The organism is Paenarthrobacter sp. YAF11_1 (genome assembly GCF_052113445.1).
Lineage (GTDB): Bacteria > Actinomycetota > Actinomycetes > Actinomycetales > Micrococcaceae > Arthrobacter.
Map to the genome: position 1 here is coordinate 106,345 of NZ_JBFRDF010000004.1, position 24,384 is coordinate 130,728.

A 24,384-nucleotide genomic window follows, 5' to 3' on the forward strand; every position below is an offset into this window, starting at 1 on the left:
CGGGTTTGGGGTGGACCTTCTCTCATGTCCCGCGGGTTTGGGGTGGACCTTCTCTCAGGTCCCGCGGGTTTGGGGTGGACCTTCTCTCACGTCCCGCGGGTTTGGGGTGGACCTTCTCTCACCTAAAGGTGCCCGGCGCCTTTGCGTTAGGCTCCAACCATGCCTGAACAGGAAACAAAACCACGTCTGGCCGGCTATCTGGACAAGCAGCAGCCGGACCTTTATGCGACTCTGAGCCATTACTCCCAGCAGCTCGTAGACGAAGCAGACCGGCTGGGTATTTCGCGCCGGACCCTTGAACTCATCAACTATCGCTGCTCGCAAATCAACGGTTGCGCCTTCTGCCTGGACCTTCACCATCGCCGGGCCCTGAAGTACGGCGAATCGGAACAGCGTTTGTCCTTGGTGGCTGTTTACAAGGAAGTGCAGCTCTTCGAGCCCGCGGAAGTGGTCGCGATGGAAATTGCAGAGCAGATCACCCGGATGAGCTCCTCGCGGCCTAGCCCCGAGCTCTTCGATCAGGCCCGGCAACACTACAACGACCAGCAGATCAGTGTGCTCTGCATGGCCGCCATCGGAATCAACGCCTTCAACCGCCTGTCCATCTTGAGCGAGCACCCGGTCCGCGCGGCCAAGAAGTAGGCCCAGCCAGGAAGTAGGTGCGGCCAGGAAGTAGGCCCAGCCAAGAAATAGGCCCAGCCAGGAAGTAGGCCCGATAAATAATGGGCGTGCCTCCACCACCAACTTTGCGTAGCAGGGCCCGTCCGACACACCCCTTGCCCGGAGTGTCAGGGCTGCCCGGGTTCCAATGTGGGTGATGGCGGGCCGGGAGTGTGGCGTCTTGACCCTCTTTGAGATGGGATCAGCCCTTGGTCAACCCGCAAAGGTTGTCCAAGGGCTGATCTGCGCCCAAACAAAGTCAGGAAGCTACGGAGCAGGAAGACCTATGCGTCCACTGCCTTCTTGAGTGACCGCCGTCGGCCGTACTTGAAGTAGAAGACGGCGTAGCAGGCGCCCACGAACGGAACGCCGAACAGCAGCGCCGCTACCTGGTTGGGGTCGAAGGCGATCCCGATCAGGGATACCACGCACAGAGCGAAAGCCAGGATCGGGACCAGCGGGAACAGCGGTGCCTTGTAGGGCAGCGTGCTGAGGTCACCGCCGTTTTTGATGAAGGTCCGGCGGTAGATGAAATGCGAGGCCACGATGGACATCCAGACACCGACGGTGGCGAAGCCGGCTACCGAGACGAGCACAAGGTAAACGGTGGCCGGTGCTACAACGCTGCTGATCAGGGAGGCCAGGCCACCAAGCATGCTCACGCAGAGCGCCACCATGGGGATGCCGCGCTTAGTGAGCTTCTTGAAGACCTGCGGTGCGTGGCCTTCGTCAGCCAACGAGAAGAGCATGCGTGCGCAGGAGAAGAGACCGCAGTTGCCTGCGGAGAGCAGCGCCGTGATGATCACAAAGTTCATGATGTCCGCCGCGTACGGGATGCCGAGCATGGAGAAGACCGTCACGAACGGGCTTTCGTCCACGCTGACTTTTTCATAGGGAATGGTGGCCGCGATGACCGTGATCGCGCCGACGAAGAAGATCATGAGCCGGATGACCGTGGTGCGCATGGCTTTGGGTATGTTGGCGCCCGGGTTGGCCGTTTCGCCCGCGGCCACGCCGATCAGTTCCGAGCCGGAGAAGGCATAGAAGACTGCCAGGCAGGTCACGAACACGCCGGTGAAACCGTTCGGGAACAGACCCTCCGGCGTGGTGAAGTTCTCGCCAAAGGAGGGGTACTCGCCCGCGGCGAGGGGGTGGAAGCCCGCCAATGCGGCGCCACCAAGGATGATCAGGCCGACGACGGCGGCGACCTTGATGAGCGCGAACCAGAACTCTGATTCGCCAAAGACACGCGATGAAATGGCGTTCAGCGTGAACAGGACGGTAGCGAAGACGAAGCACCAGATCCAGACGTCGACGCCCGGGAACCAGCGCTGCATGAGGAGGCCGGCCGCTGTAAATTCCGAGCCGAGGGCCACGGCCCAACAAAGCCAATACAGCCAGGCAGTGGCGAATCCCGTGGCTGGGCCGATGGTTCGGGCGGCGTAAATGTGAAAGGCGCCGGAGACGGGGAACGCAACAGCGAGCTCCCCGAGGCAGGCCATCACCAGGTAGACCACCACGGCGCCGATGAGGAACGCCAGGACCGCGCCCAGCGGGCCGGCCGTGGCGATGGTGTAGCCCGAACTGACGAACAGGCCTGATCCGATGACGCCGCCCATGGCGATCATGACCAGGTGCCGGGCCTCCATGGACCGGCGCAATCCTGTCTGTGAGGCATCAGTGTGGGTCTGTGCCTCGGTTGCCGATGCTTCGGCTTCTGTGGGGGAGCTGAGTCCCATATTCCCTCCGGGAAGTTAGCCAGCAAAGTCTGAAGTAGTACCAGCCGGACGTGATCCAACTAACACGAGAACAAGATTCATCACATGACGAAGGACCATTTCAAGGAGGATAAGGAACGCGATTGAACGCGCAAACGGCCCTCGGCTGAGGCTAAGAGTTCCTAATCAATAGGTCACGCGAGCGATTACTCTACTTGTTATCTGTTAGGTTCCATGCGGAGCTCCATAAGCGGACCCGCAGAAAAAAAGACTTACTCGATCCCGGCGAACAGGTGGTTCAGCTCAGCAGTGAGCTGTTTGCGCACCTCGGGCGTGCCCACTTCTTTACCGTTGATGTGGTTCACGGGGGCGATCAGCCGGATGCTGGAGATCAGCCAGACGGCGTCGGCATCGAACAGGTCCTGCGGCTCCAAGGGGCCATAACCAAGTTCCCAGCCAGCGGCCTTCGCTGCGGCGAACAATGCGCCCTGCGAGGTGCCCGGGAGGATGCCGCTATCAAGCTGGGGAGTGATGAGGCGACGAACCGTCCTGACGGAACCGTCGCCGTCGTCGACCGTTTCAAGGTGCGCAAGCAACACGGTGGACGTCGGGCCTTCCAGGACCCGGCCGTCAGTGGAGGTGAAGATCGCGTCGTCGGCACCCTGCTTGTGGGCGTAGCGAAGCGCCGCCATGTTCACGGCATAAGAAAGCGTCTTCGCGCCCAGCAGCAGCCACGGCGCGCGCTCGCCTGCTTCGGTATCGAAGCCACGGTCCAAAAGCACGACGTCGATACCCGTCTGGCGCTGACGGCGGCTGCCCGCAGGCGAGGGCGAAGCTTGTACCCAGCACGTGGGGCTGGCGGCGCCTTCAACGCCGCGGGTCACGATCAGCTTGACCACGACCTCGTCCTCTTCAGGCGTGGGGGCGGGGTGAGCGTCGCGGAATTCGTTGATGGCCGTCTCGATGGCGCGGCGCCAGACATCCTGCCCGGGAAGCGCCAGGTCCAAGGCTGCTGCGGAACTGCCCAATCGGTTCAGGTGAGCCTGGACTTTGCGGGGGCGGCCTTGCACAGCGAGGAGTGATTCGAACACGCCGTCGCCGCGGGTGGCACCCAGATCCGTTGCCATGAGTTGAGGCTGGCTGGAATCGGCGATACGACCGTTTTCGAAGGCGGGGTCCAGGAAAACGAGGACCGTGGGGGCAGGTGAAGTCATGGTCCCAGCTTAGTGCGGACCCGCTGGACGGGACTTTGCCGGATAGGCTGTGGTCACTGATGTTCATGAACTGTGGGGGTTTGTCGGGTGTTCTTTCCTTTTCCGTTTGGCCAGGAGTGGACCTGGTTGCTGGGTGCATGGGCCATTGCGGAAGTCATTATGCGCATTGTGTTGCTGGGCATCATCCCCGGCAACCGGCGTCCCACTACCGCCATGGCCTGGCTTTTGGCTGTGTTCCTCATCCCATCTGTTGGGTTCGTTCTGTTCTTGCTCTTCGGCAATTTCAAGCTGTCGCGGCGCCGGCGTGAGCAGCAGGAGGAGGTCAATCGCCGTGTTCGTGCGGTGACCTCCGATCTGGCTGATCCCGTCAGCATCTACTCTGGGCCGGAATGGGTGAAGTCGGCTGGTGAGCTGAACCACCGGCTTGGATCGTTGCCCATGGTTGACGGCAACAAAGTGGAGCTGATTCCCGGCTACGAAGAATCCATCAAAGCCATGGCTGAGGCAGTCAAGGGCGCCAAGAGCTACGTCAACGCCGAGTTCTACATCATGAGCAGCGATTCCGTGACGGACGAATTGCTCACCGAACTGGAGAACGCGGCTGAACGCGGTGTGACGGTCAGGCTGCTCTTCGACCACATCGGAACGTTGCGCGTTAAGGGATACCGCAGACTGATCCGCCGCCTCAAAGCAGGCAAGATCCAATGGAAGCGGATGCTGCCCCTGCTGCCTATCCACGGTCAATGGCGGCGCCCCGACCTCAGGAACCACCGCAAGATCATGGTCATTGACGGCGAGATTGCGTTCACCGGCTCGCAAAACTTGATTGAGCCTTCCTACAACAACCCCAAGCACCACAAGGTGGGCCGCAAATGGGTGGAGCTCATGTCCCGGTTGGAGGGCCCGATCGTGGCCACGCTCAACGTGGTGTTCGCTACGGACTGGCTCAGCGAAACCGACGAATCTCTGGAAGACCAGTTGCGCTTGCCCACGCGGCCGGCGCCGGGCCAGGTCACCGCCCAGGTAGTGCCAAGTGGCCCCGGTTTCGCCACCGAAAACAACCTGCGCCTGTTCAACACGCTGATTTACTCGGCGCAGCACCGGATCTCCATCTGCAGCCCGTACTTTGTCCCGGACGATTCCCTGCTCTATGCCATCACCACGGCTGCGCAGCGAGGTGTTGACGTTGAACTCTTCGTCTCCGAGAAGGGTGATCAGTTCCTGGTCCACCACGCCCAGCGTTCCTACTACGAAGCCTTGCTGGGGGCCGGTGTCCGAATTTACCTGTACCGGGCGCCGTACGTCCTCCACGCCAAGCACTTCACCATTGATGACGAGGTAGCCGTTCTCGGTTCCAGCAACATGGACATGCGCTCCTTCTCCCTGAACATGGAGGTCTCGGTGATGCTCCTTGGCTCCGAAACCGTGGACCTCATGCGGGCAGTGGAGTCCACGTATCGCGAGGTGTCCCGTGAGCTTATGCTGGACGACTGGATGGATAGACCCCCGTTGGCCAAGTATGTGGATAATGTGGCCAGATTGACCGCGACGCTCCAGTAGTTTTTGTACAGCTGATGCCCTGTAGCGGTGCTCTTAGGGGCGTTAGCTGTACTAAAACTCAGTTCGGGAATTCGGCGCCCAGCGTGGACAGCACGCCATACGCTTTGGTCCGGATTTCCTCGTACTCGTCGTCGGCTACGGAGTCCGCGGTGATGGCCCCGCCCACGCCGAGGGAGAGCGTACGACCACCGTCGGCGTCAGGGTTGACCACCAAGGTACGGATCACCACGGCGAGGTCCGTGGCCGCATTCAGTGAGAAGTAGCCAATGGCGCCCGAATAGATGCCCCGGGGCCCGGACTCGAGCTGGTCCAGGATGTCCATGGTGCTGATCTTTGGCGCTCCCGTCATGGAACCGGCGGGGAAGGCCGCAGCCAGGGCTTCCGCACGGGGTGCGCCCGGCTGCAGGTGGGCGTCAATGGTGCTGACCATTTGGTGGACGGTGGCGTAGCTTTCGATCGCGCACAAGCGGCTGACCGTCACGGAACCAGGGATGGCGAAGTGGCTGAGGTCGTTGCGCAGCAGGTCCACGATCATGATGTTCTCGGCGCGGTCCTTCAGCGACGTCTCGAGGTCGTGCCGCAAAGCAGCATCCTCGGAGGCGTCGGATGAGCGGCCCCGGGTGCCCTTGATCGGCTCGGCACGCATGCCGCCGTCGGACAGGATCCGGAGGAAGCGTTCAGGCGACGTGCTCGCCACCACCAGTTCGCCGAAACGGAGGTAACTGGCGAACGGTGCCGGGTTCCGGCGTCGAAGGTTCAGGTAGCTGCGCCATGGATCCAGCTCCCCGGCGGGGGCTTCAAGGGTGGTGGTCAGGCAGATCTCGTACGAGTTTCCCTCGCTGATTTCGTGCTGGGAGTCCGCGATCTTGCGCTTGTAGTCCGTCGCGGAGTCCCGGCTCACGAATTCCGGGACGGCCCCTGACGCGACGCCGCCGGAAGCGACGCCGCCGGAAGAGGCGCCGCCGGAAGAGGCGGGAGCCGAGCCAACCGACGCAGCCCCGACGGCGGTGCGGGCCGCGCGGAACCACTCGTCGGCGTCGGGCGCTTCCAGGGCGAGCAGCCAGACGGTCCGTTCCCGGTGGTCCAGCACCACAGCCCGTCCGGCGAAGAGCAGCGCCGCGTCCGGGGTGTGGGAGGCGACGTCGTTGCCGCCGGTTTCGCGCTTGAGTTCGTAGCCGAGGTAGCCGAGCCAGCCGAGCGTGAATTGGCCGTCGTACCCGCGGGGCGCGCGGACTGCCCTGCGGCCCCAGACGGTATCGAGCCACCGGAAGAACGGCCCGGAAGCGGTGACAGTGGCTGTGCCCGCTGTGACGTGGGTGGTCCCGGACAGGTGGCGTACCGACTGTCCATACGTGCCGCCGTCGTCTGCCAGGATGCTGAAGCGGCTGCGGGCGGCGGCCTGGGACCTGCCGGCGACGGCCGAGGCATTGGAGGAATCGAGCCACACGGCGTTGCCGGAGCGGGCATACAGGGATTCGAAGAGCTGTTCAGCGTCAGGGACAGCGTCCAGACGCTCGGCGCGTAGTTGGAGACCACGCCGTGCACTGAGCTCGGGTGACAAAATCGAAGCAACTGAAGGCAGGTACATGAGCGCTTGCAGGACATCTTGCGGCGCATTGCCGTCGGCAAGGTTTTGCACGCGCACATCGGCGGCGCCGATGACCTGATCGGTGGAAAGCCACTCATCCTCTTGGGCTGCCCAGCTGTCCCAGTAGGGTTCGTAGGTGCTTCCGTCCCGCGCCAACGCACGACGACGGCGATCGTCACCGGGCGCTTCCACCCACACCACGGCGTCCAGCATGGGCCGGGCAGCGTCCGCAGCAGCGCCAACGCCCTCAACAATCACGATCTCGGCGGGCAGCGTGACGTTCAGTCCGCCGTCGTAATGCCGTTCCCAGTCCCAGCTGGTCCATTCCGCTGCCTGGCCGGAGCTGAGCGGTGTCAGGACCGTGCCGACGTAACGCTCAATGCCGGGCATGAGACCGTTCCAGCCGGGGTAGATATCTTCCAAGTGGAACAGTGAAACCTTGTGGTGCTGCCGCAACCGTGCCGCCAGTTCAACGGCCAGTGTGGTTTTTCCTGCGCCGGACCTGCCGTCAACAGCGATGATCACGGGTGCAGGGGTCATGTCATAGAGGTTACCTGCTGGTGGTCGTTGTCAGCGGCGGCCTCCGCGGAGGCGATTGCTGCTTTGACGTACTGCACGATGCCCGGGTTGGCGGCCTTGATGAGCGTCCAGGTGTTGTCGAAGTCGGTGTGGCCGCCGTACCAGGGGTCTTCGATGCCGAGGTCCAGGGAGCTGCGCCCTTCCATGCGGGGGTCGAAGCTGCGGAACATTCGCACTTTTTCGAGTGAAGCGCGGTCCGGCGCCCCTTCTTGGAGCCAGCCGAAATGGTCTACGTCGAGCGCAAGGATCAGGTCGCGTTCAGCGAACCATTCATGCCGCCATTTCCGGGCTGCGTGGTCCTCGGAAGCGATGTGCTGGGCTGTGAGGACACGTGCGGCGCGGGGGTCGATCGGATGCCCCACCTCGTACCCTGTGGTGCCCGCAGAGTCCACCGTTACGAGCTGGCCGAGCCCTTCCGCGTCGAAGGCTTCGGTGAGCATGAGCGCTGCCATGGGCGAGCGGCAGATGTTTCCAGTGCAGACCGTGATGATGCGGTATGGGCTCGTCGTTGAGTACATTCTGCAAGCATGATTGATGGCACCCCTTCTTGGCTAGGGGCCACTTCACAACTGAGTCACTTTTCCTTGTCAAAGCTGTCACAGAGGGCGCGGAAAGTGCCTAGGTGATGAGGGTCGAATCAGCGTTGGAGGCTTCGGCAGCCAGCGCTGCAGCGGCCAGGTAAACGGTGCGTACGACGGCGGCGCGTCGCCTTTGCGCGCGGCCGGGGTCATTGCCGGCCATCAGTCCGTCGAGTGCCGGCAGTACGGGTGCGGCGTCGCAGAGGCTCACGATGGTGATGAGCAGGTCTCCGGCGTCTTCCCTGGAGATTCCGGGGAGGGCGGCGATGGTGCTGTTGACCTTCGACGCGCAGTTGGCCATCCGCTTCGGCAGTCCCACAACCTCCGCGCCCCGTTCCAGCCCTTCCCAGAACAGGAGGCGTGGTGCCGTGGCGTCTTTCTGGTGGTGGTCGAAGAGCCGGCCGGCGTAGTCTGCCATGGCCTCTGGCCCGTGGCCTTCAATGGGTACTTCATCCATGAGTGAACTCAGCGCGGCGACGATCACGGCGTCGAAAAGCGCATTCTTATTGCCGAAGTACTGGTAGATCCGCTCTTTGTTGACCCCGGCCTCTGTGGCGATGCGGTCGATGCGGGCACCTGCTAGTCCGCGCGCGCAAAACTCGGACGTCGCTGCCTTGAGCAGCAGTCCCTTGGTTCGCTCTGTGTCCCACGCCATAGCAGTCATATTACCAGTTTCCAACTGGATGGTTGTAAATCTTGGCAGGTGGGGATATTGTGATCTCAAGCCAAAAGCAACCGTTTAGTTGGAGAATGCCATGACCACCCAAACAACCTCCCAAGCCGCCGTCGAACCCACAGCGTCAGCCGCCCGCCCGCAGGGGCCCTCCGTTCACATGCGGGCGCTTATTACCTGGCTCGCCATCTTCCCGTTGGTATCCATCGGCATGCTGCTCCTCGGCCCCATCATGGAGCCGTTGCACCCAGTCCTTCGCGCGCTGCTGCTCACGGCGCTCGTGGTTCCGGCCGCTGTTTACGTCGTGGTGCCCCGGTTGATGGCCGGCCACGGCGCCCTGTCCCGCAAGGCAGTGGAGCGCTCAGCGCAACGAGCAGCCCGCAAAGCCGCTTAACCCAAGTAGGTCGCAATTGAGTGCGTTTTGAAGGCTCAAAACGCGCTCAATTGCGACCCAGTTGGGTGCCGCCGCGGGGCTAGGCGTCCCGCAGTTGCTCGACGTCGGCGATCTCCGGGTACGCGGCCTGCGTGCCCTTCTTGGTTGCAGCCAAAGCAGCGGCCACTGAGGCAAACGCGGCGGCATCGGCCAAGGATTCTCCAGCCGCCAGACGCGCAGCGACAGCGCCCGTGAAGGCATCGCCGGCACCCGTGGTGTCAACGGCGGAAACACGTGTCGGGGCAATACGGGTGATCTGGTCTTCAACGCCATGTGCCATCGAATCCAAGACCACCGAGCCATGCGCACCCAGTGTCACCAGAACCCGTTGCAGACCGCGGTCCGCGAACTGGCTCCGGACCGGCTCCCAGGCTTCGGTTTCTGCGTCGGCGTCCGGAATGTCCGCTTCGGCGCCAAGGAACAACGACGCCTCGTGGGCATTAACCAACAGCACGTCGCTCAAGTCCGCCAGAACCTCCGGTACCTCCGCGTAAGGCGAGAGGTTGAGCAGAACGGTTGCGCCGGCGTCGTGCCCTGCTTGGGCTGCGGCCGTCACAGTATCAATCCCCACTTCCAGGCAGAGGCACACAACCGCCGCATCCTGGAAGGCATCGGACGTGACGTCCGAAGGCCTGAGCGTGCCATTGGCACCGGCCGAGATGATGATGCTGTTCTCGCCGCTCGCGTCCACGGAAATGACGGCGACGCCGGTGGCCACGTCACTGCGGAGGACGCGTGACACGTCCACACCCGCGCTGGCCGTCGAGTCCAGGAGCATGGTGCCGTTGGGGTCGTCGCCCACGGCGCCAATCAGGCTGACCTGACCACCGAGCTTGCTGGCAGCCACCGCCTGGTTGGCGCTCTTGCCGCCGGGATTCACTGCGAAACCGTTGCCGTGAACCGTCTCACCGGGTTGGGGGAGGCGGTCGCAGTAGATGGTGAGGTCTGCGTTGAGGGAGCCGACGACGACGATTCCCGCCTTGGGTGCCGTGGTCATGCGGTCACCTTCTGGTTCTCGGTCACTTCTGCGTCCACGGGCTTGGGAATAAGGAGCGACGCGGCGAAGGCGGCAAGTGTGATGGCGAGGCCCACCACTACAACGGTCAGGTAAGAGGCCTTGGCATCATTGAGCGAAGCTGTGGCCACCAGGACGGCCGGAAGGACCAGGAAGCTCAGCCCGGCGCCGAGGTTGAAGGCGCCGGCGTTCATGCCAGGCAGGAAGCCAGGGTTACCTTGCGGCGAGAGAACTACGCCCAGTCCGTTCAGCATGATGTTGACGGTACCGGCGTACATGATGCCCAGCAAGGCCGTTCCCACGATCATCATGGGCAGGTTGTTCAGGCCGAAGAACGCGATGATCGCCAAGGCAACGAGGCTGCCGACCAGGCCGATGCGCAGGACCTTGGTGTAGCCGAGGACGGGTGCCAGGCGGCCGCTGATCGGGCCGAACAGCCAACCCAGCAGGGCGTAAGGGGTCAGGATGATGAGCGACATCTCCGTAGGGCCCACGCCGAAGCCCGGATCTGCAGCCTGGACGTAGGCGGGGACGATGCCATTGATGACTGCGAAGATGCCTGTCATGGTGAGGGTGGTGGTCAGCAGCGGCGCCCACGTGGAGCGCTGGCGCAGGTGCACGGTTTCCACCATGGGCTGCTTGGCGCGCTTCTCCACGGTCCAGAAGGCGAAGAATGCGACGACGGCAATCACCGTGAGCACGATCGCCAGCGTTAGGGTGCCGGCATCGAAAGCCGTGGCCAGCTTGGCACCCTCATTCAGAGCCGTAAGCAGTGCACCAACGGCGACAACGATGAAGAACACACCCAGCCAGTCCATGGTGGTGCCGGCGGCAGGCTTGCTTTCACCGGCAAGGACGGCGATCAGGACGGTGGCTACCAAGGCCAGTGCAACCATGAGCCAGAAGATGCTGCGGAAGCCGAAGTTCTCAGCGAAGTAGCCGCCCACGAACGAGTCGACGCCGGCCACGCCGCCGTTGACTGCCGTGATGAGGCCCATGAGTGTGCCGTACTTGCGCGGGTTGGTGACGGCGGAGCGGAGCATGATCAGGCACAGTGGAACCGTGGGGCCGCTAACGCCCTGGATGATGCGGCCCACGAAGAGCCACGTCACGTCCGGGGCCATCGCTGCGATGACCGAACCGACAGCCATGAGGATCATCATGCCGACGAGGATCTTCTTGCGGCCCACGATGTCGCTCAGGCGGGGGAGGAACAGCGAGAAGAGCGCTGCTGCCGTGAAGAACCAGGTCTGGGACAGGCCGATGGTGGCCTGGTCCGTGTTGAGTTCGTTGCCCATGGTGACCAAGGCCGGGCTGAGCATGGAGGCGTTGAGCTGGAAGGCCACACAGGCTGCCAACAGGGCAACCATGAGGGCTGTGACGTTGCCGCGGGCGGACTTGGATTCAGCTGCGGGGGAGGACATTACTTTGCCTCTCCTGCCAGGATGGCCTCTGCGGTGGCGTTTACGTCAGCGGTGGCGGCAGCGCCGGCGTCGTGCGTTGGTTCGCCGATCCGTTCAATCGCATCGGTGACCAGGTCCCAGAACTTCTTGTGGTCGAGCTCGACGGCGACCGACGTGTGGCAGTCCTCGGGGGCCGGAGCGCGGAAGTCGGCAACGGTCATCCCGAGTGTGAGCTTGCCCTGGAGTTCAATGTCCACAGGGACCTTGCGGGTGGTCATGACGGTGGGGTCGATCACGTAGGCCACAGCGCAGGGGTCGTGGACCGGCGGGAAATCGAAGCCCTGGGCGTCCTTGTAGGTCTTCTGGAAGAAGTCCATGAGCTCCATGACGAACTTGGCCGGCTTGGTGCCGATTTTTGCTATGCGGTCCACCACCTCGTCCGTGGCCAGCGCCTGGTGCGTGAGATCGAGACCGACCATGACCACGGGCCACTTTTCGTTGAAAACGATGTGTGCGGCTTCGGGGTCGATGATGATGTTGAACTCCGCCACGGCGCTCCAGTTGCCCACGTGGTAGCCGCCGCCCATGAGGACAACTTCCTTCACGCGCTCCACGATGCGCGGCTCTTTGCGGGCAGCCATCGCAATGTTGGTGAGGCCAGCAGTGGGGACCAGAGTGACGGTGCCCGGCTCGTGTGCCATGACGGTTTCAATGATGAGGTCGACGGCGTGGCGCGGGTCCAGCTCGATGGCGGACTCGGGCTGCTCCGGGCCGTCCATGCCGGAATCGCCGTGGATGCTGGGGGCCGTTTCGATGGTGCGGACCAGGGGGCGGTCGCAGCCGGCTGCGAAGGGGACGCCGGTGATGCCGGCAATGGTGGCTACCGAGAGGGCGTTCCGGGTGACCTTTTCCAGGGTTTGATTGCCCACCACCGTTGTGACGGCCAGGAGCTCGATGTCCGGATTGCCGTGCGCCAGCAGCAACGCCACGGCGTCGTCATGGCCAGGGTCGCAGTCAAGAATGATCTTCTTGCGTGCTGGTGTCATGGTGTTGGGTTCCACGGTTCTCTCCACGTCATTGGGGCCTGCCAGGTACTTGCCCCGGGCAGGGCGCTAAGCATTCAGGGGAATTCTGGCACTGGTTTGTGGGTTACGTCAAACGCTTAACGTTGCTCTGGCATCCACTGCTGTGCTCGCAACGTCAAGCGCTTGATGCCTTGTCGCAGGTCAGGCCGGTCTATGAACGCTACGATCGATGCATGGAATCCCTGGATCGGCGCCACGGCCGCCCGCCCCGTTCGCCTCGGGTGACGGCTGCGATGGTGGCCGCCCGTGCAGGCGTTTCGACGGCGACCGTCTCCCTGGTGGCGAACGGAAAAACCCAGGGGCGCGTCTCCGAGGACAACATCTCCCGGGTCCGCTTGGCTATCTCCGAACTCGGCTACGTGGTGGACAGCATCGGCAGTTCCCTGGCCCGCGGCGTCAGTTCGATTGTCATCCTGGTGACACCGGATGTTTCCAACCCCTTCTTCGCCAACGTCATTGCAGGCGTACGGGAATCGCTTGGATCCCAGTACCAGCTGCTGCTTTCCGTGACCGACGCCGGTGAGTCGCCGCAGGCTGACGATGTCCGCAAGCTCCTGGCGCTGCGCCCCGCCGGTTTGCTGGTGGGGGCGCCCAGCGCGGAGTTCCTGGAAGATCTGTCCGCGGTCGGCCCGCTGGTCCTGCTGGATGCGCCCGGTCTTGAGTCCTACGCGCCGTCCGTGAACCTTGATGTCGCCCAGGGTGCGCGGGAACTTGCCCGGCATTTGGCGTCTTCCGGGCACACCCGCGCCGCCTACGTGGATGGCGTGACGGGAACAACCACGTTCCAGTTGCGGCGCGAAGCCTTCCTTGCGGAGGCTGCGGCTTGTGGACTTTCGGTAGCCCCTGGACATGTCATCAGCACCCCGATCGACGTCGGTGCTGCCGCCGCCGCGTTCGCCGACGCCTGGCCGGAGTGGCAGCGCGAGGGGGTGACCGCCGTCGTCTGCGGTACTGACACGCACGCTTATGGCGTTCTGCAGGAAGCGCGTGTGGAGGGTGTCCGGATCCCGGAGCAGCTGGCTGTGGCAGGGTTCGATGACCTGCCCTACTCAGCCACCAGCAACCCCAGCCTCACCAGCGTGCACCTGCCGGCAACGCCCTTGGGCCGTAAAGCGGGGGAGCAGCTGCGGGGACTCATGGAGGGCCTGCCGCTGGACGAGCCCCACGTGACGCTCGAGAGCTCGCTGGTGGTTCGGGGGTCTACGTCTTAGCTACTCGAAAGTCGACGACATCGACATATGCCTCAGGCGGCATGAACGGGTAGTGGCGCTTAAGCCCCTCAACGTAGTCCTCCACGCTTGCGCCTGCCTCCAGTCGGAGCTTCTCGATCGTCAATTCAGAGAGCCGGTGGTGTTGGACTTCAAGAACGTGGCCCTGCAACGGCGCGTGTTCTACGTCGTCTTCGAAGTAGAAGAGCGCCGTACCGACTGATATTTGTTCGTCCCATCGAACCGTCGAGGTCTTCCGGCCACTAACAATCGCGTCGTAGTAGCGCTTGTTGAAGCGGACCACCCGCTCAGCGTTGCTTTCCGGAAAGGCATACGCGTCCGCAAGCAGCTTCGCGATGGGTCGCATCTGTGGTCCGTCCGTCGTGGGAACGGCTACTAGGATATCTGGGTGCAAGTCGAGCATCACCTGGCGACACCTGCCACACGGTGAAATCAGCCCGCGTCCCCCGCAACCAGCTGCTGCCATGGTGACTAACGGTCCTGCCTTTGCTGTGGCAGCAATACCTAAAGCGACGAGTTCAGCGCAGGGGCCACCGGTGAAGTGATGGACGTTGACGGCCTCGTAGATGTGACCGTTCGCGTCCATAGCGGCTGCTGCAACAGTGTGGTTTAGATCGGTGCCGAGGGTCTTGGCGAGCGCTTCGGCTGCCTCGATGACCCGACGTTCCGAATTCAAAGGTTCCATAGGTGAAGCCTTGCACACGGGGTGGTTATCAACGGGAGAGCGGGCGAAGCTGGTCCTCCGAGACGGGGTTGGGCACGGTGAAGTAGATCTGCGGAGCGGTCATATCGCCCCAATCTTCCTTTTTCACCCTGACCACCGTTGGCGTTACTTCCGCGATCCGGACCCGCTGCCACGCGCCGTCGTCGAGCAGTAGCTCGTGCGGGTCGGCGAGGTAGCGCAGCCCGAGCTCGTCAAGAGTTTCCTCCGCGCTCAACCAATCCACGACTTCCGTGCGCGGGCGTCCCAGCAGGTCAATGGCCACGAATCCGTCGTCAACGGGCTTCATCCACCCCACGTGCTCACGGTCGTCCGCTCGTCGGTGTTCGATCCAGTCCGGTTCCATGGCTTCGACGGTAGCAGCCGCGTGTGTTCGGGGGAGCTAGTGAATGACTGCGAGCAGGATGCCCACAAGGACGAACAGGCAGCCAAAGATGCGGTTCAAAATTGTTTGGCCGCGTTGATCGTGGGTGAACCGTTGGAAGGACCTGGCGGCAAGGGCGAAGAAGAACCACATCACCATGATGTCAATGAACAAGACCGTGGCCGTCAGCACAGCGTACTGCTGAAGCAGGGGTTGGTCTGGCCTGATGAACTGCGGCATGAAGGCAAGGAAGAAGACAATTGCCTTCGGGTTCAGCAGGTTCACCCAAATGCCGCGCTGGAACATGGACAGGGCGGACTCGTTCTTCTCGCTTTCCACCTTTTCCTCGTCCAGGTCCGGCTTGCGCAGGAACTGCCGGATGCCCAGGTAGACCAAGTAGGCCGCGCCCGCGTAGCGAATGACGTTGAAGATGACCGGCGAGTTGGAAACCAGTACGCCGACACCCAAGGCAACGATGACGATGTGGATGACCAGAGCCACCTGCTGTCCGAGAATGCCCCAGATGGAGCGTCGGAAGCCGGAATTGAGCGAGTTGCTCATGGTGAAGATCGCGCCGGCGCCGGGGGTGAAACTGATCAGGGTGCCGGCACCAACGAGGGCCAGCCAAAGTGAAAACTGCACACCTCAGCTTATGCCCGGTCAGTGGGTGGTTTGGACCTGTTGCTTCCTGACCCTGTCTGGTCCTCGCGACAGCAAAATGCACCCGGAATAGGTTGATTCCTATGCCCACTGAATCCAAAGCAGGTCAGGAAGCCACAACACAGGATCTAAGGGATCGGTTTTATCAGGCTCAGCACCCAATTGAGGGCCGCGACAACAATTGCTGATGAAGAGACGGCTGTGAACCATCTCTGAAATCTGCTAGGTATGACGTCGCCGAATCCTCTCCGCATCGTCATGGCGTGGTCACCTGAGTACACCTCGCACACTACCTTCGTGACTTGATTGACGAGGTTCTTATTCACCCTGCTGTGACGCTGACGTCCCTCGTCCGAGAGATGGCGCTTGACCTTAGCTATGCGCGGATTTTCCGGCGGTATCCCTAGGGCGATTGCGGCCGAAAGAAAAGCCTGACCGGAGGAAACTAAGGATCGCTGGTCGGCTCCGGTGGAGGCCGGGCCATAATTCCTTGCCCCTAGGGCGACAGCCATGGCCGCACGAAGGAGTCGTCGACGCCGAGATGCGGTTACCTGTATTGAATACGTCAGAACGGCTGCCAATACCCCCAAAACCACTGAGAAGGCTACGGCAGATTCGAACCCATTCCAGTTTCGAAGTCTTGAAAATTGCCATGCCAAGCTAAGAAGCAGATACGACGAGATAGCTGTTGTAAGGCCGAATACGCAGGTGGCAAACGCCAGAGAAGTGTTCAGCTTAAGGTCGAGAACAATTTCACGTTGATCCCGAATGGCTCTTGGCATGAAAGGTGCAATCCTGGCCCCATAGCGGTTGCGTAGCCTCGGATAGAACTTCCAAGCGTTCCTGGACGCTTCGGAGCGCAAAACGGTCTGCTGAAGAAACGCCCATACAAAGCCAGCTAAGCCAATGGCTGCCGAGGTTACGAAGATTGCTACCGCAATCGAGCTCATAACCTCACTGTCCGGTTGTGTGAGCTGAAGCGTAATCATGCTGATACCGTCCTTTCTTCGTACCCCGGGCACGAGATGAGTTCGTATTGCGACGCTAAAGCAGGGTGCCGACTTTTTAGCGGCTTGTCCCTGAGGGCAGAAACCACCAATCACCTTTACTGAGGGCAAGGTGTGCCCGCCGATGTTGGACTGCATGATGTTCCTGACGGAGAAATGACGATTGACCGTTGGGCGAGAAACCGGGGCGCGTGCCGTCACCACCCTCTTTGGCGACTGACCGCCCCGAATGCACCCGGAATAGGTTGTTTCCCGGGCTCCCGAAGCTCAAAGTAGGTGGGGAAGGTACAGCCCAAGCAACGCCGTGGGGCAAACTGGTGTCGTGAGCGGAATCCCGTGGGTGCTGCACGTCGATCTGGACCAGTTCATTGCCGCTGTCGAGATACTCCGGCGGCCCGAGCTCGCGGGCAAACCGATCATCGTCGGAGGCCGGGGCGACCCCACGGAGCGGGCTGTGGTGTCCACCGCATCCTACGAAGCCAGGGCGTTCGGCGTCGGCTCGGGGATGCCGCTCAGGATTGCGGCCCGGAAAGTGCCCGACGCCATCATCCTGCCGGTTGATCAGGAGGCGTATTTGGCGGCCTCGGATGTAGTGATGACCACGCTGCGCGCACAGCCGGGAGCCACGGTTCAAGTGCTTGGCTGGGACGAGGCTTTCGTTGGTATCGAAACTGAGGACCCGGACGCCTATGCCCGGCAGATCCAGGCCGCCGTCCTCGAGCAAACCCAACTGCACTGCAGTGTGGGCATCGGTGACACGTTGGTCCGCGCCAAGAATGCCACGGATTTCGGCAAACCCGCCGGAATTTTCAGGCTTACCAAGGAGAACTGGCTCGACGTCATGGGCGAAAAGCCCACCAAGGAATTGTGGGGCGTCGGGAGCAAAGTGTCGCAACGGCTGGCGAAGCACCAGATCACTACGGTGGCTGAGCTTGCCGCATGCAATCCCCTGGATCTCGTCACGGAGTTTGGCCCCAAGATGGGCCCTTGGTATGCGCAGTTGGGACGCGGTGAGGGTTCCAGCGAAGTGGATGACACTCCGTGGGTCGCCAGGGCACATGGCCGCGAGACCACCTTCCAGCAGGACCTCACCGAGCCCACCCAGATCAGCGACGCCATCAAGGAACTGACCGCCCGCGTCCTGGAAGACGTCGCAGCGGAGGGACGCCCGGTGATCGGGCTGACCCTGAAAGTCCGCTACGCGCCGTTCTTCACCAAGACCTACGCCAGGAAAATTCCCGAGACTTTCGACAGGGAAGAAGTCCTCGCGCAGGCCTTGGACCTCACAGGAAAAATGGAGCCGGACCGTCCCATTCGGCTCCTCGGATTGCGTGCAGAGATGTCCATGCCCGAAGAGGCCCGCAAAGGCCACACGCCGACGCGCAGCGGCTGGTAAAAACCAGCGCACGACGGCGGACCGTCAGCTACCAGCGCGGGTGGATCGCTTCGCGGAAGTAGCGGTCGTAGATGTCCCGCACCCCGTCAGCCAAACCTGCTCCAACAGACTGCAGCCCGTCCGCCTCGGCGTTTGCAGCTGCCTGCGAAGCTGAGCGAGCACCGGGAATGACCGCTGTGACGCCGTCCTGGGCGATGACCCAGGCGAGGGCCGCTTGGGCGGTGCTGACGCCGTCGGGCACTAAACCGCTGAACTCCTGTGCGGCCTTGACGCCAGAGGCGAAATCGACGCCGGAGAAGGTCTCGCCGACGTCGAATGAGGACCCGTCGCGGTTGTAATTGCGGTGATCGTTTTCCGGGAATTGGGTATCCGGCGTGTACTTCCCGGACAGCAGGCCGGAGGCCAGCGGCACCCTGGCAATGATGCCAACGTCCGCTTCCTTGGCTGCGGGCAGCACCTCGTCGAGTGGTTTCAAGCGGAAGGCGTTGAGGATGATCTGCACGGAAGCGGTGTTCCCGCGCTTGATGGCTTCGAGCGCCTCATCCGTGCGCTCGACGCTGACACCGTAGTTGCGGATGGCGCCTTCGCTGACCAAGGTGTCCAGTGCGTCGTAGACTTCGTCGCTGCTGTACACGGACGTGGGAGGGCAGTGCAATTGAACGAGGTCCAGGGTGTCCTGCTGCAGGTTGCGCCGAGAGCGGTCGGTCCAGGCCCGGAAGTTCTCGAGCGTGTAATTCCCGTGGACTTGATCCACCCGACGGCCCATCTTGGTGGCGACCGTGATGTGCAGGTCCGGGTTGGCGCGCAGGAAGCGGCCAATGAACTGCTCACTTCGGCCATCACCGTAGACGTCTGCCGTGTCAAAGAAGTTGACGCCGCCTTGTACAGAGGCTTCCAGGACGGCAAAGGCGTCCTCTTCGGTGACGGAACCCCAGTCGGCTCCGAGTTGCCACGTTCCCAGCCCGACGGTTGAGACGGACCGGCCGGTCTTGCCAAGTATGCGCTGTTCCATGGATTCGACTATATGGGGTTATTGCTCGTCCATCCGCGCAACTTTTCCCATTAAGTACTTTCGTTCCGGCAGGCTGGCCGTCTTCTTGGCGGCCGAGAGATACGCTGCGCGGGCCTCAGCGTAGGAGCCGGCCATCTCCAGTAGATGGCCTCTCACGGCGTCCAAGCGGTGGGTCCTGCCGAGCGCTTCATCCAGGCCGATTAATAGTTCCAGCCCAGTGACGGGCCCATGCACCATGGCCACAGCTACCGCCCGGTTCAGGGTGACCACGGGACTGGGTGCGACGGCATCAAGGACCGTGTAGAGGGCCAGAATCTGCGGCCAGTCAGTCTGTTCGTCTGCGGCGGCCTCTGCGTGAACGGCAGCGATGGCCGCCTGAAGTTGATACGGCCCGGCCGCCCCACGCCCCAGCACGGAGGACAACAGCGCGATGCCCTCCTTCAGCTGCTCCTGATTCCACAGGCTTCGGTCCTGCTCCGCCAACGGCACCGGTGTTCCGTCCGGCAGAGTACGCGCCGCCCGCCGGGAATCGGTCAGCAACATCAGCGCCAGCAGGCCGACGGCCTCAAGCTCATGCGGTGCGACGGCCACCAGCAGGCGCGTCACCCGGATGGCTTCCGTGGTGAGCTCTTCGCGCTGCAGGGATGGACCCGAGCTTGCCGCGTAACCTTCGTTGAAGATCAGGTACAAGACGTGAAGAACGACGCCGAGCCTCGCGTTGCGCTCGGACGCAGGCGGCAGGGTGAAGGTGGCTCCCGCCTTCTGGATCCCCTGTTTTGCGCGGCTGATGCGCTGTCCCATGGTCGCTTCGGGGACCAGGAAAGCCGAGGCGATTTCCGCCGTCGTGAGTCCTCCAACTGCGCGAAGCGTCAAGGCGAGTTGCGATGGTGCAGACAGTGCCGGATGGCAGCACAGGAACATGAGGGTAAGGGTGTCGTCTGCTTCCGGGACTGGACCTGCTGGGAAATCGATGGCTGAGGCGCGTTCCTCCCGGACGCGCCGGGCGCTTTCGCTGCGCCACATGTCCACCAACCGGCGGTTTGCGACAGTCATCAACCACGCCCTCGGGTTGTCCGGCAAGGCCGTTGGCCATCGTAGGGAGGCTTCAAGGAGTGCTTCCTGGACGGCGTCCTCGCACGCATCGAACTGGCCGTGAGTCCTCGCCAGCACGCCGAGGACCTGCGGCGCCAAGGTGCGCAGCAGGTCCTCTATTGGTGCTTCCGGTGGAAGGTCCAGCTAGACCTCCGGGGGCGCTTCCTGAACAGCGCGAAGCTCGACTACCTGCGCGTACTTCACGATGCCTGAACAGATCTCCACCGCGCGCTCCTCGCTAACGACATCAACCACCCAGTAGCCCACCAGCGATTCCTTGGACTCGGCATAGGGGCCGTCAGTGGTGATGACGCCGTCCGGGGTCTGCTTGACGAGCTTCGCGGTGCTGCCGTCGGCCAGCCCTGCGTTGAAAACGAGCTCGCCGGACTCGGTCAGGTCCTTGTCGATCTGGATCATGAACCCGATCATTTCCTTGATCCACTCCGGATCAGCGGTTTCCATCATGCCCTCGGCCGACCCGAACATCATGATCATGTATTTCATCTCAAACTCCTTGCGAGGGGCACCCTTTGTGGTTGCCTTCACTCATGGGTCGGAACTGCGGTGGGCTTTTCTACATGGCTCGGGAAATTCTTTTCAAAAGCTTCAGGCCCGTGCAATGACCTCGCCGTTGGGGATGAGGAAGTACCCGTCATCGGTGGCTCCCCAGCGGTGCCAGCCCGCGGCGATCCGGGCGAGGTCGGCTTCATTGGCGAAACCGTATTCCAACGCCTGCTCAGCGAATGCGGAGTGCAGCACCCTTTCGCTCCAGACCCGCGACTGCCAGGCGCGCTGCTGGGCGGTGGCGTAGAGCCAGTTGCTGCTGGTGGGAGCCACTTGGGTGAATCCAGCCTGCTGGGCCCACGAAACCAGGCGTCGGCCGGCGTCGGGTTCTGCTCCGTTGCGGCGGGCGATCTTCTGGTACAACTCCATCCAGTCGTCGAGCTCCGGAACTTCCGGGTACCAGCTCATGCCGTGGAAATCAGCGTCGCGCACGGCAACGATCGCACCGGGTTTGGCCACCCGGCGCATCTCGCGCAAGGCGGCTACGGGGTCGGTGAGGTGCTGGAGGACTTGGTGGGCATGGACGAGGTCGAAGGACTCGTCCTCGAAGTCGAGATCGTAAATGTTGCCGGTCTGGAAGGTCACGTTGTCCACGCCCCGCTCAGTAGCCAACTCGGTGGCCTGGGCGACAATATCAGGTGAACGGTCCAAACCGATCACCTGCCCGGGCGAAACCATCCCCGCGAAATCGCACGTTATGCTGCCGGGTCCGCAGCCGACGTCGAGCACTGAAGTCCCGGCGGTGAGATGGGGGATCACAAACGCGGCCGAATTCTCGGCGGTCCGTGAGGCGTGGGCCCGGACAACCGACTCGTGGTGTCCGTGGGTGTAGACATCTTCAGGCTGCTGCGCGTTCATAGGGAAACGCTACAACTTGGAAGGTGGAATTAGGTGGAATGCGTTGCGTCGGGTTGGGATGCTTCCTCGCGCGCGGCGAGGGTTGCTTCCACCATGTCCGTCATGAAGCGGGTGACAAGTTCCAATTCCTCGGAGCTGTAGGCGGCCATGGCCGTGCCCATGCGGATGGCAAGCGGCATGAACATGGCGCTTCCGTCCCGATAGGCCTTGGGTGTCATCTGCAGTTGAACTTGCCGGCGGTCCGTGCCGAGTCGTTCGCGCACCACGTGCCCGGAGGCATGCAGGCGATCAACCAATGCCGTGGTGGCGGGGGAGCTGAGCCGGAGTTCAGCGCGGAGAACACCCGGCGTGACAACCTTGCCCGCCGCGGAGTGGCGCATGATGACGGCGAGTGCGTTGAGGTCCGTACGGTGCATGTCGTTTCGGCCACCGGCTGCGTCAACGTAGTGGTTGGCTTCGAGGGTGAAGTCCTGAAGGAGCCGCACCAGTTCTTGGGGAGCTGCGTTTTCGGGGCGCATGGCTGGTGTGTCCGACATATCCGCCCTCCTGCCAGCGTTTGTCTGGTGATTACTGCCTTCCGGATATTACTCCCAGCAGTGAAGGATTTTGGCATCCGGTTGGGCCAACCCTTGGAATAGTTCCATCATAGAGATAATCTGTGATGGAATAAAGGCCTCAAGCATCCCCACAGAAGAAGGACTCATGAACTCGCGGAAAGTACCGTTCTGGCTGCGCTGGCTGATCCCCGTGGTGCTGGTCATTACGTGGCTGGGCATCGCCGGCATTGGCGGCCCTACCTTTGGGCGGCTGGAAGAGGTTTCCTCCAACGACCAAGCCTCATTCCTCCCCTCAGGCGCCGAAGCCACGGAGGCGGGCGACTGGCAGGCCAAGTTCCGGGACTCCGAAGAGATCCCCGCCGTGGTCATCGTTGAGGGCGATGCCGCGTTCACCCCGGCCCAGCTGGGCGAAGCAGCCCAGCTGAAGGCCGACATTGAGGCACTCAAGCTGGGGAGCGCCGTCGTCGGGCCCATCCCTTCGGAAGACGGCAAAGCCGTCCAGTTCATCGTCCCCATGGCCTCCTCCGATGAACTCCGCGAGAAAGTCCAGGAACTGCGCGACGTCGTTCAGCCCGGAGCGCCCGATGGCATGAAGGCCTTTGTCACAGGACCCGCGGGCCTGACCGCCGACCTCGTCAACGCTTTCGGCGGGATCGATGGCATCCTGCTCCTGGTTGCCTTGGGTGCAGTGTTCGTAATCCTCCTTCTGGTGTACCGCTCCGTGGTGCTGCCGCTGGCGGTGCTCTTCACGTCGGTCTTTGCCCTGTGTGCCGCCATTTTGCTGGTGTTCGGCATGGCCAAGGCAGGCTGGATCCAGCTGAACGGCCAAAGCCAAGGCATTCTGTCCATCCTGGTGATTGGCGCGGCTACCGACTACGCGCTGCTGTACGTGGCGCGGTTCCGTGAAGCGCTGACCCACACCACCAACCGCACGCACGCCGTGATCACGGCGTGGAAGGCATCGTTCGAGCCGATCCTCGCTTCCGGGGCCACCGTCATCATCGCGCTGCTCTGCCTGCTGTTCTCCGATCTGAATTCCAACAAGGCACTGGGCCCGGTGGCCGCTGCCGGCATCCTTTGCTCTTTGTTCGCAGCGCTCACGCTCCTGCCTGCGCTGATGGCCTTGCTTGGCCGGGCCGCCTTCTGGCCCTTCCGTCCCAAATTGCTGCCCGACGACGAACGCGAACCTGAGATTGTCACCGGACTTGAGGGGCAAAAGGGTCTGTGGCGCGCCACGGGTCGTCTGGTCTCCCGCCGGCCCCGCGTTGTGTGGGTGGCTTCGGTGCTCCTGCTCCTTGCGGCCTCCACCGGGCTGATGCAGTTGAAAGCCAACGGAGTTCCGCAAACGGACGTCATTCTTTCGGCCTCCGACGCCGTGGACGGACAGGAAGCACTGGCGCGCCATTTCGACGCCGGCAGCGGCAGCCCCGCCGTCGTGGTCGCCTCGGAAGGTTCCGCGCAGCAGGTCCTGGAGAAGGTCAAAACCGCCGACGGCGTGGGCGACGCCTACCTGCTGGCCGACGGAAACGTGCCCATCACCGGTGCTCCCGGCGCTCCATCTGACCCGGTCGTGCGCGAGGGCAGGGTACTGATCAATGCGACGCTGAACTCGGCCGCGGACTCCATTGAAGCGGAAGAAGCGGTGAAGTCGCTGCGGGTGGCCGTCCGCGAGGTTGATCCCGAAGCTTTGGTGGGTGGAGTGACCGCGACCGCGCTGGACACCAACACGACTGCACAGCGCGACCTTGTGGTCATCATCCCGATTGTGCTGATCGTCATCCTGTTCATCCTCATGCTTCTGCTGCGCTCCGTGGTGGCTCCGGTGTTGCTGGTGCTCTCCGTGGTGCTTTCCTACGGTGCCGCCATGGGTGTCTCGGCGTGGGTGTTCAACGGGGTCTTCGGATTCTCGGGCGCCGATGCCACGGTGCCATTGTTTGGCTTCGTGTTCCTTGTGGCGCTGGGCGTGGACTACAACATCTTCCTGATGAGCCGCGTGCGCGAAGAGTCCCTGAAGCATGGGACCCGCCCGGGAATCCTGCGGGGGCTGGCGGTAACTGGTGGGGTCATCACGTCCGCCGGTGTGGTCCTGGCTGCTACGTTCGCAGCGCTTGGTGTCATCCCCATCATGTTCCTGGTGCAGCTGGCCTTCATCGTGGCGTTCGGTGTGCTGCTGGATACCGTGTTGGTCCGGTCGCTGCTGGTACCTGCCCTGGCGTACGACATCGGCAGCAAGATCTGGTGGCCGCACAAGCTGGCGCGTGAGTCTTCGTCGGACGCGGTGGGGCCTCGTGAAGAGGAAGAGGCGTCGGTGGGGCGCTAAGTCAGTCCTGTTGGTCTCTCGTGTCGACGTAGCCGGCGCCTCCATCCACGGTCACGCGCTGGCCGGTATGCAGGCGCCGGGTTGCGTCGCCCGTTCCG

General features: G+C 62.7%; 23 protein-coding genes. 6 read left to right on the plus strand and 17 right to left on the minus strand.

Annotated elements, in window-relative coordinates; genetic code table 11:
- Positions 1-159 precede the first annotated feature (159 nt).
- Entirely contained in the window at positions 160-642 is a 483-nt protein-coding gene (locus tag AB4Y77_RS08020) for a carboxymuconolactone decarboxylase family protein (protein WP_442013513.1), read from the plus strand.
- Between the two features lie 302 nt (positions 643-944).
- On the opposite strand, the gene AB4Y77_RS08025 is transcribed toward AB4Y77_RS08020, so the two are convergent.
- Complete coding sequence (locus tag AB4Y77_RS08025; RefSeq protein ID WP_442013514.1) at positions 945-2,399, minus strand: amino acid permease; 1,455 nt, start codon at positions 2,397-2,399, stop codon at positions 945-947.
- A gap of 251 nt (positions 2,400-2,650) precedes the next feature.
- A complete protein-coding gene (locus AB4Y77_RS08030; RefSeq protein ID WP_311213897.1) occupies positions 2,651-3,592 on the minus strand; it encodes an aminodeoxychorismate lyase in 942 nt (313 codons plus the stop codon).
- An 87-nt stretch (positions 3,593-3,679) separates the two neighbouring features.
- Here AB4Y77_RS08030 and cls point away from each other — a divergent pair, with 87 nt between their 5' ends.
- On the plus strand, positions 3,680-5,152 hold the full coding sequence (cls, locus tag AB4Y77_RS08035) for a cardiolipin synthase (protein WP_442013515.1): 1,473 nt from the start codon (positions 3,680-3,682) through the stop codon (positions 5,150-5,152).
- Between the two features lie 58 nt (positions 5,153-5,210).
- On the opposite strand, the gene AB4Y77_RS08040 is transcribed toward cls, so the two are convergent.
- The 3 genes from AB4Y77_RS08040 to AB4Y77_RS08050 form a co-directional block, all read right to left on the minus strand.
- Positions 5,211-7,280: a chorismate-binding protein gene (locus AB4Y77_RS08040; protein ID WP_442013516.1), complete on the minus strand. Its 2,070-nt coding sequence runs from the start codon at positions 7,278-7,280 to the stop codon at positions 5,211-5,213.
- Positions 7,277-7,837: a low molecular weight protein-tyrosine-phosphatase gene (locus tag AB4Y77_RS08045; protein ID WP_311213894.1), complete on the minus strand. Its 561-nt coding sequence runs from the start codon at positions 7,835-7,837 to the stop codon at positions 7,277-7,279. The genes AB4Y77_RS08040 and AB4Y77_RS08045 overlap by 4 nt, the downstream gene beginning before the upstream one ends.
- Positions 7,838-7,937: 100 nt before the next feature.
- The gene (locus tag AB4Y77_RS08050) at positions 7,938-8,552 is read right to left on the minus strand and encodes a TetR/AcrR family transcriptional regulator (protein ID WP_442013782.1); all 615 of its coding nucleotides are present in this window, start codon (positions 8,550-8,552) and stop codon (positions 7,938-7,940) included.
- 100 nt (positions 8,553-8,652) lie between these two features.
- Here AB4Y77_RS08050 and AB4Y77_RS08055 point away from each other — a divergent pair, with 100 nt between their 5' ends.
- On the plus strand, positions 8,653-8,964 hold the full coding sequence (locus tag AB4Y77_RS08055) for a hypothetical protein (RefSeq protein WP_442013517.1): 312 nt from the start codon (positions 8,653-8,655) through the stop codon (positions 8,962-8,964).
- Between the two features lie 79 nt (positions 8,965-9,043).
- On the opposite strand, the gene AB4Y77_RS08060 is transcribed toward AB4Y77_RS08055, so the two are convergent.
- The 3 genes from AB4Y77_RS08060 to uriH are packed head-to-tail and all read right to left on the minus strand — an operon-like array spanning position 9,044 to position 12,467.
- Entirely contained in the window at positions 9,044-10,000 is a 957-nt protein-coding gene (locus AB4Y77_RS08060) for a ribokinase (protein WP_442013518.1), read from the minus strand.
- Entirely contained in the window at positions 9,997-11,442 is a 1,446-nt protein-coding gene (gene uriT / locus AB4Y77_RS08065) for a uridine transporter UriT (protein ID WP_442013519.1), read from the minus strand. Before uriT ends, AB4Y77_RS08060 begins: the two co-directional genes overlap by 4 nt.
- Positions 11,442-12,467: a uridine-preferring nucleoside hydrolase UriH gene (uriH, locus tag AB4Y77_RS08070; protein ID WP_442013783.1), complete on the minus strand. Its 1,026-nt coding sequence runs from the start codon at positions 12,465-12,467 to the stop codon at positions 11,442-11,444. The genes uriT and uriH overlap by 1 nt, the downstream gene beginning before the upstream one ends.
- A gap of 212 nt (positions 12,468-12,679) precedes the next feature.
- On the opposite strand from uriH, the gene AB4Y77_RS08075 reads away from it, so the two are divergent.
- Positions 12,680-13,717 carry a LacI family DNA-binding transcriptional regulator gene (locus AB4Y77_RS08075; RefSeq protein WP_442013520.1) on the plus strand — a complete coding sequence of 346 codons (1,038 nt, stop codon included), beginning with the start codon at positions 12,680-12,682 and terminating at the stop codon, positions 13,715-13,717.
- On the opposite strand, the gene AB4Y77_RS08080 is transcribed toward AB4Y77_RS08075, so the two are convergent.
- The 4 genes from AB4Y77_RS08080 to AB4Y77_RS08095 all read right to left on the minus strand — a co-directional run bounded on the left by AB4Y77_RS08080 (position 13,707) and on the right by AB4Y77_RS08095 (position 16,469).
- Positions 13,707-14,420 carry an ASCH domain-containing protein gene (locus AB4Y77_RS08080; RefSeq protein ID WP_311213888.1) on the minus strand — a complete coding sequence of 238 codons (714 nt, stop codon included), beginning with the start codon at positions 14,418-14,420 and terminating at the stop codon, positions 13,707-13,709. The genes AB4Y77_RS08075 and AB4Y77_RS08080 overlap by 11 nt on opposite strands.
- Before the next feature lie 28 nt (positions 14,421-14,448).
- Positions 14,449-14,802: a hypothetical protein gene (locus AB4Y77_RS08085; RefSeq protein WP_442013521.1), complete on the minus strand. Its 354-nt coding sequence runs from the start codon at positions 14,800-14,802 to the stop codon at positions 14,449-14,451.
- A gap of 36 nt (positions 14,803-14,838) precedes the next feature.
- Positions 14,839-15,462 carry a LysE family transporter gene (locus AB4Y77_RS08090; RefSeq protein WP_311213886.1) on the minus strand — a complete coding sequence of 208 codons (624 nt, stop codon included), beginning with the start codon at positions 15,460-15,462 and terminating at the stop codon, positions 14,839-14,841.
- Between the two features lie 146 nt (positions 15,463-15,608).
- Positions 15,609-16,469 (minus strand): hypothetical protein, encoded by an 861-nt coding sequence (locus AB4Y77_RS08095; protein WP_442013522.1) that lies wholly within the window; start codon positions 16,467-16,469, stop codon positions 15,609-15,611.
- Between the two features lie 340 nt (positions 16,470-16,809).
- Here AB4Y77_RS08095 and AB4Y77_RS08100 point away from each other — a divergent pair, with 340 nt between their 5' ends.
- Positions 16,810-17,883, plus strand: coding sequence for a DNA polymerase IV (locus AB4Y77_RS08100; protein WP_442013523.1), 1,074 nt, complete (start codon positions 16,810-16,812; stop codon positions 17,881-17,883).
- A gap of 28 nt (positions 17,884-17,911) precedes the next feature.
- On the opposite strand, the gene AB4Y77_RS08105 is transcribed toward AB4Y77_RS08100, so the two are convergent.
- The 5 genes from AB4Y77_RS08105 to AB4Y77_RS08125 all read right to left on the minus strand — a co-directional run bounded on the left by AB4Y77_RS08105 (position 17,912) and on the right by AB4Y77_RS08125 (position 21,945).
- The gene (locus AB4Y77_RS08105; protein WP_442013524.1) at positions 17,912-18,895 is read right to left on the minus strand and encodes an aldo/keto reductase; all 984 of its coding nucleotides are present in this window, start codon (positions 18,893-18,895) and stop codon (positions 17,912-17,914) included.
- An 18-nt stretch (positions 18,896-18,913) separates the two neighbouring features.
- Entirely contained in the window at positions 18,914-20,131 is a 1,218-nt protein-coding gene (locus AB4Y77_RS08110) for an RNA polymerase sigma factor (RefSeq protein ID WP_442013784.1), read from the minus strand.
- Entirely contained in the window at positions 20,132-20,491 is a 360-nt protein-coding gene (locus tag AB4Y77_RS08115; protein ID WP_442013525.1) for a YciI family protein, read from the minus strand.
- Between the two features lie 102 nt (positions 20,492-20,593).
- Entirely contained in the window at positions 20,594-21,409 is an 816-nt protein-coding gene (locus AB4Y77_RS08120; RefSeq protein ID WP_442013526.1) for a methyltransferase domain-containing protein, read from the minus strand.
- Positions 21,410-21,438: 29 nt separating this feature from the next.
- A complete protein-coding gene (locus AB4Y77_RS08125; protein WP_442013527.1) occupies positions 21,439-21,945 on the minus strand; it encodes a MarR family winged helix-turn-helix transcriptional regulator in 507 nt (168 codons plus the stop codon).
- A gap of 166 nt (positions 21,946-22,111) precedes the next feature.
- Here AB4Y77_RS08125 and AB4Y77_RS08130 point away from each other — a divergent pair, with 166 nt between their 5' ends.
- Complete coding sequence (locus tag AB4Y77_RS08130; RefSeq protein ID WP_442013528.1) at positions 22,112-24,286, plus strand: MMPL family transporter; 2,175 nt, start codon at positions 22,112-22,114, stop codon at positions 24,284-24,286.
- The last annotated feature ends 98 nt before the right edge of the window (positions 24,287-24,384 follow it).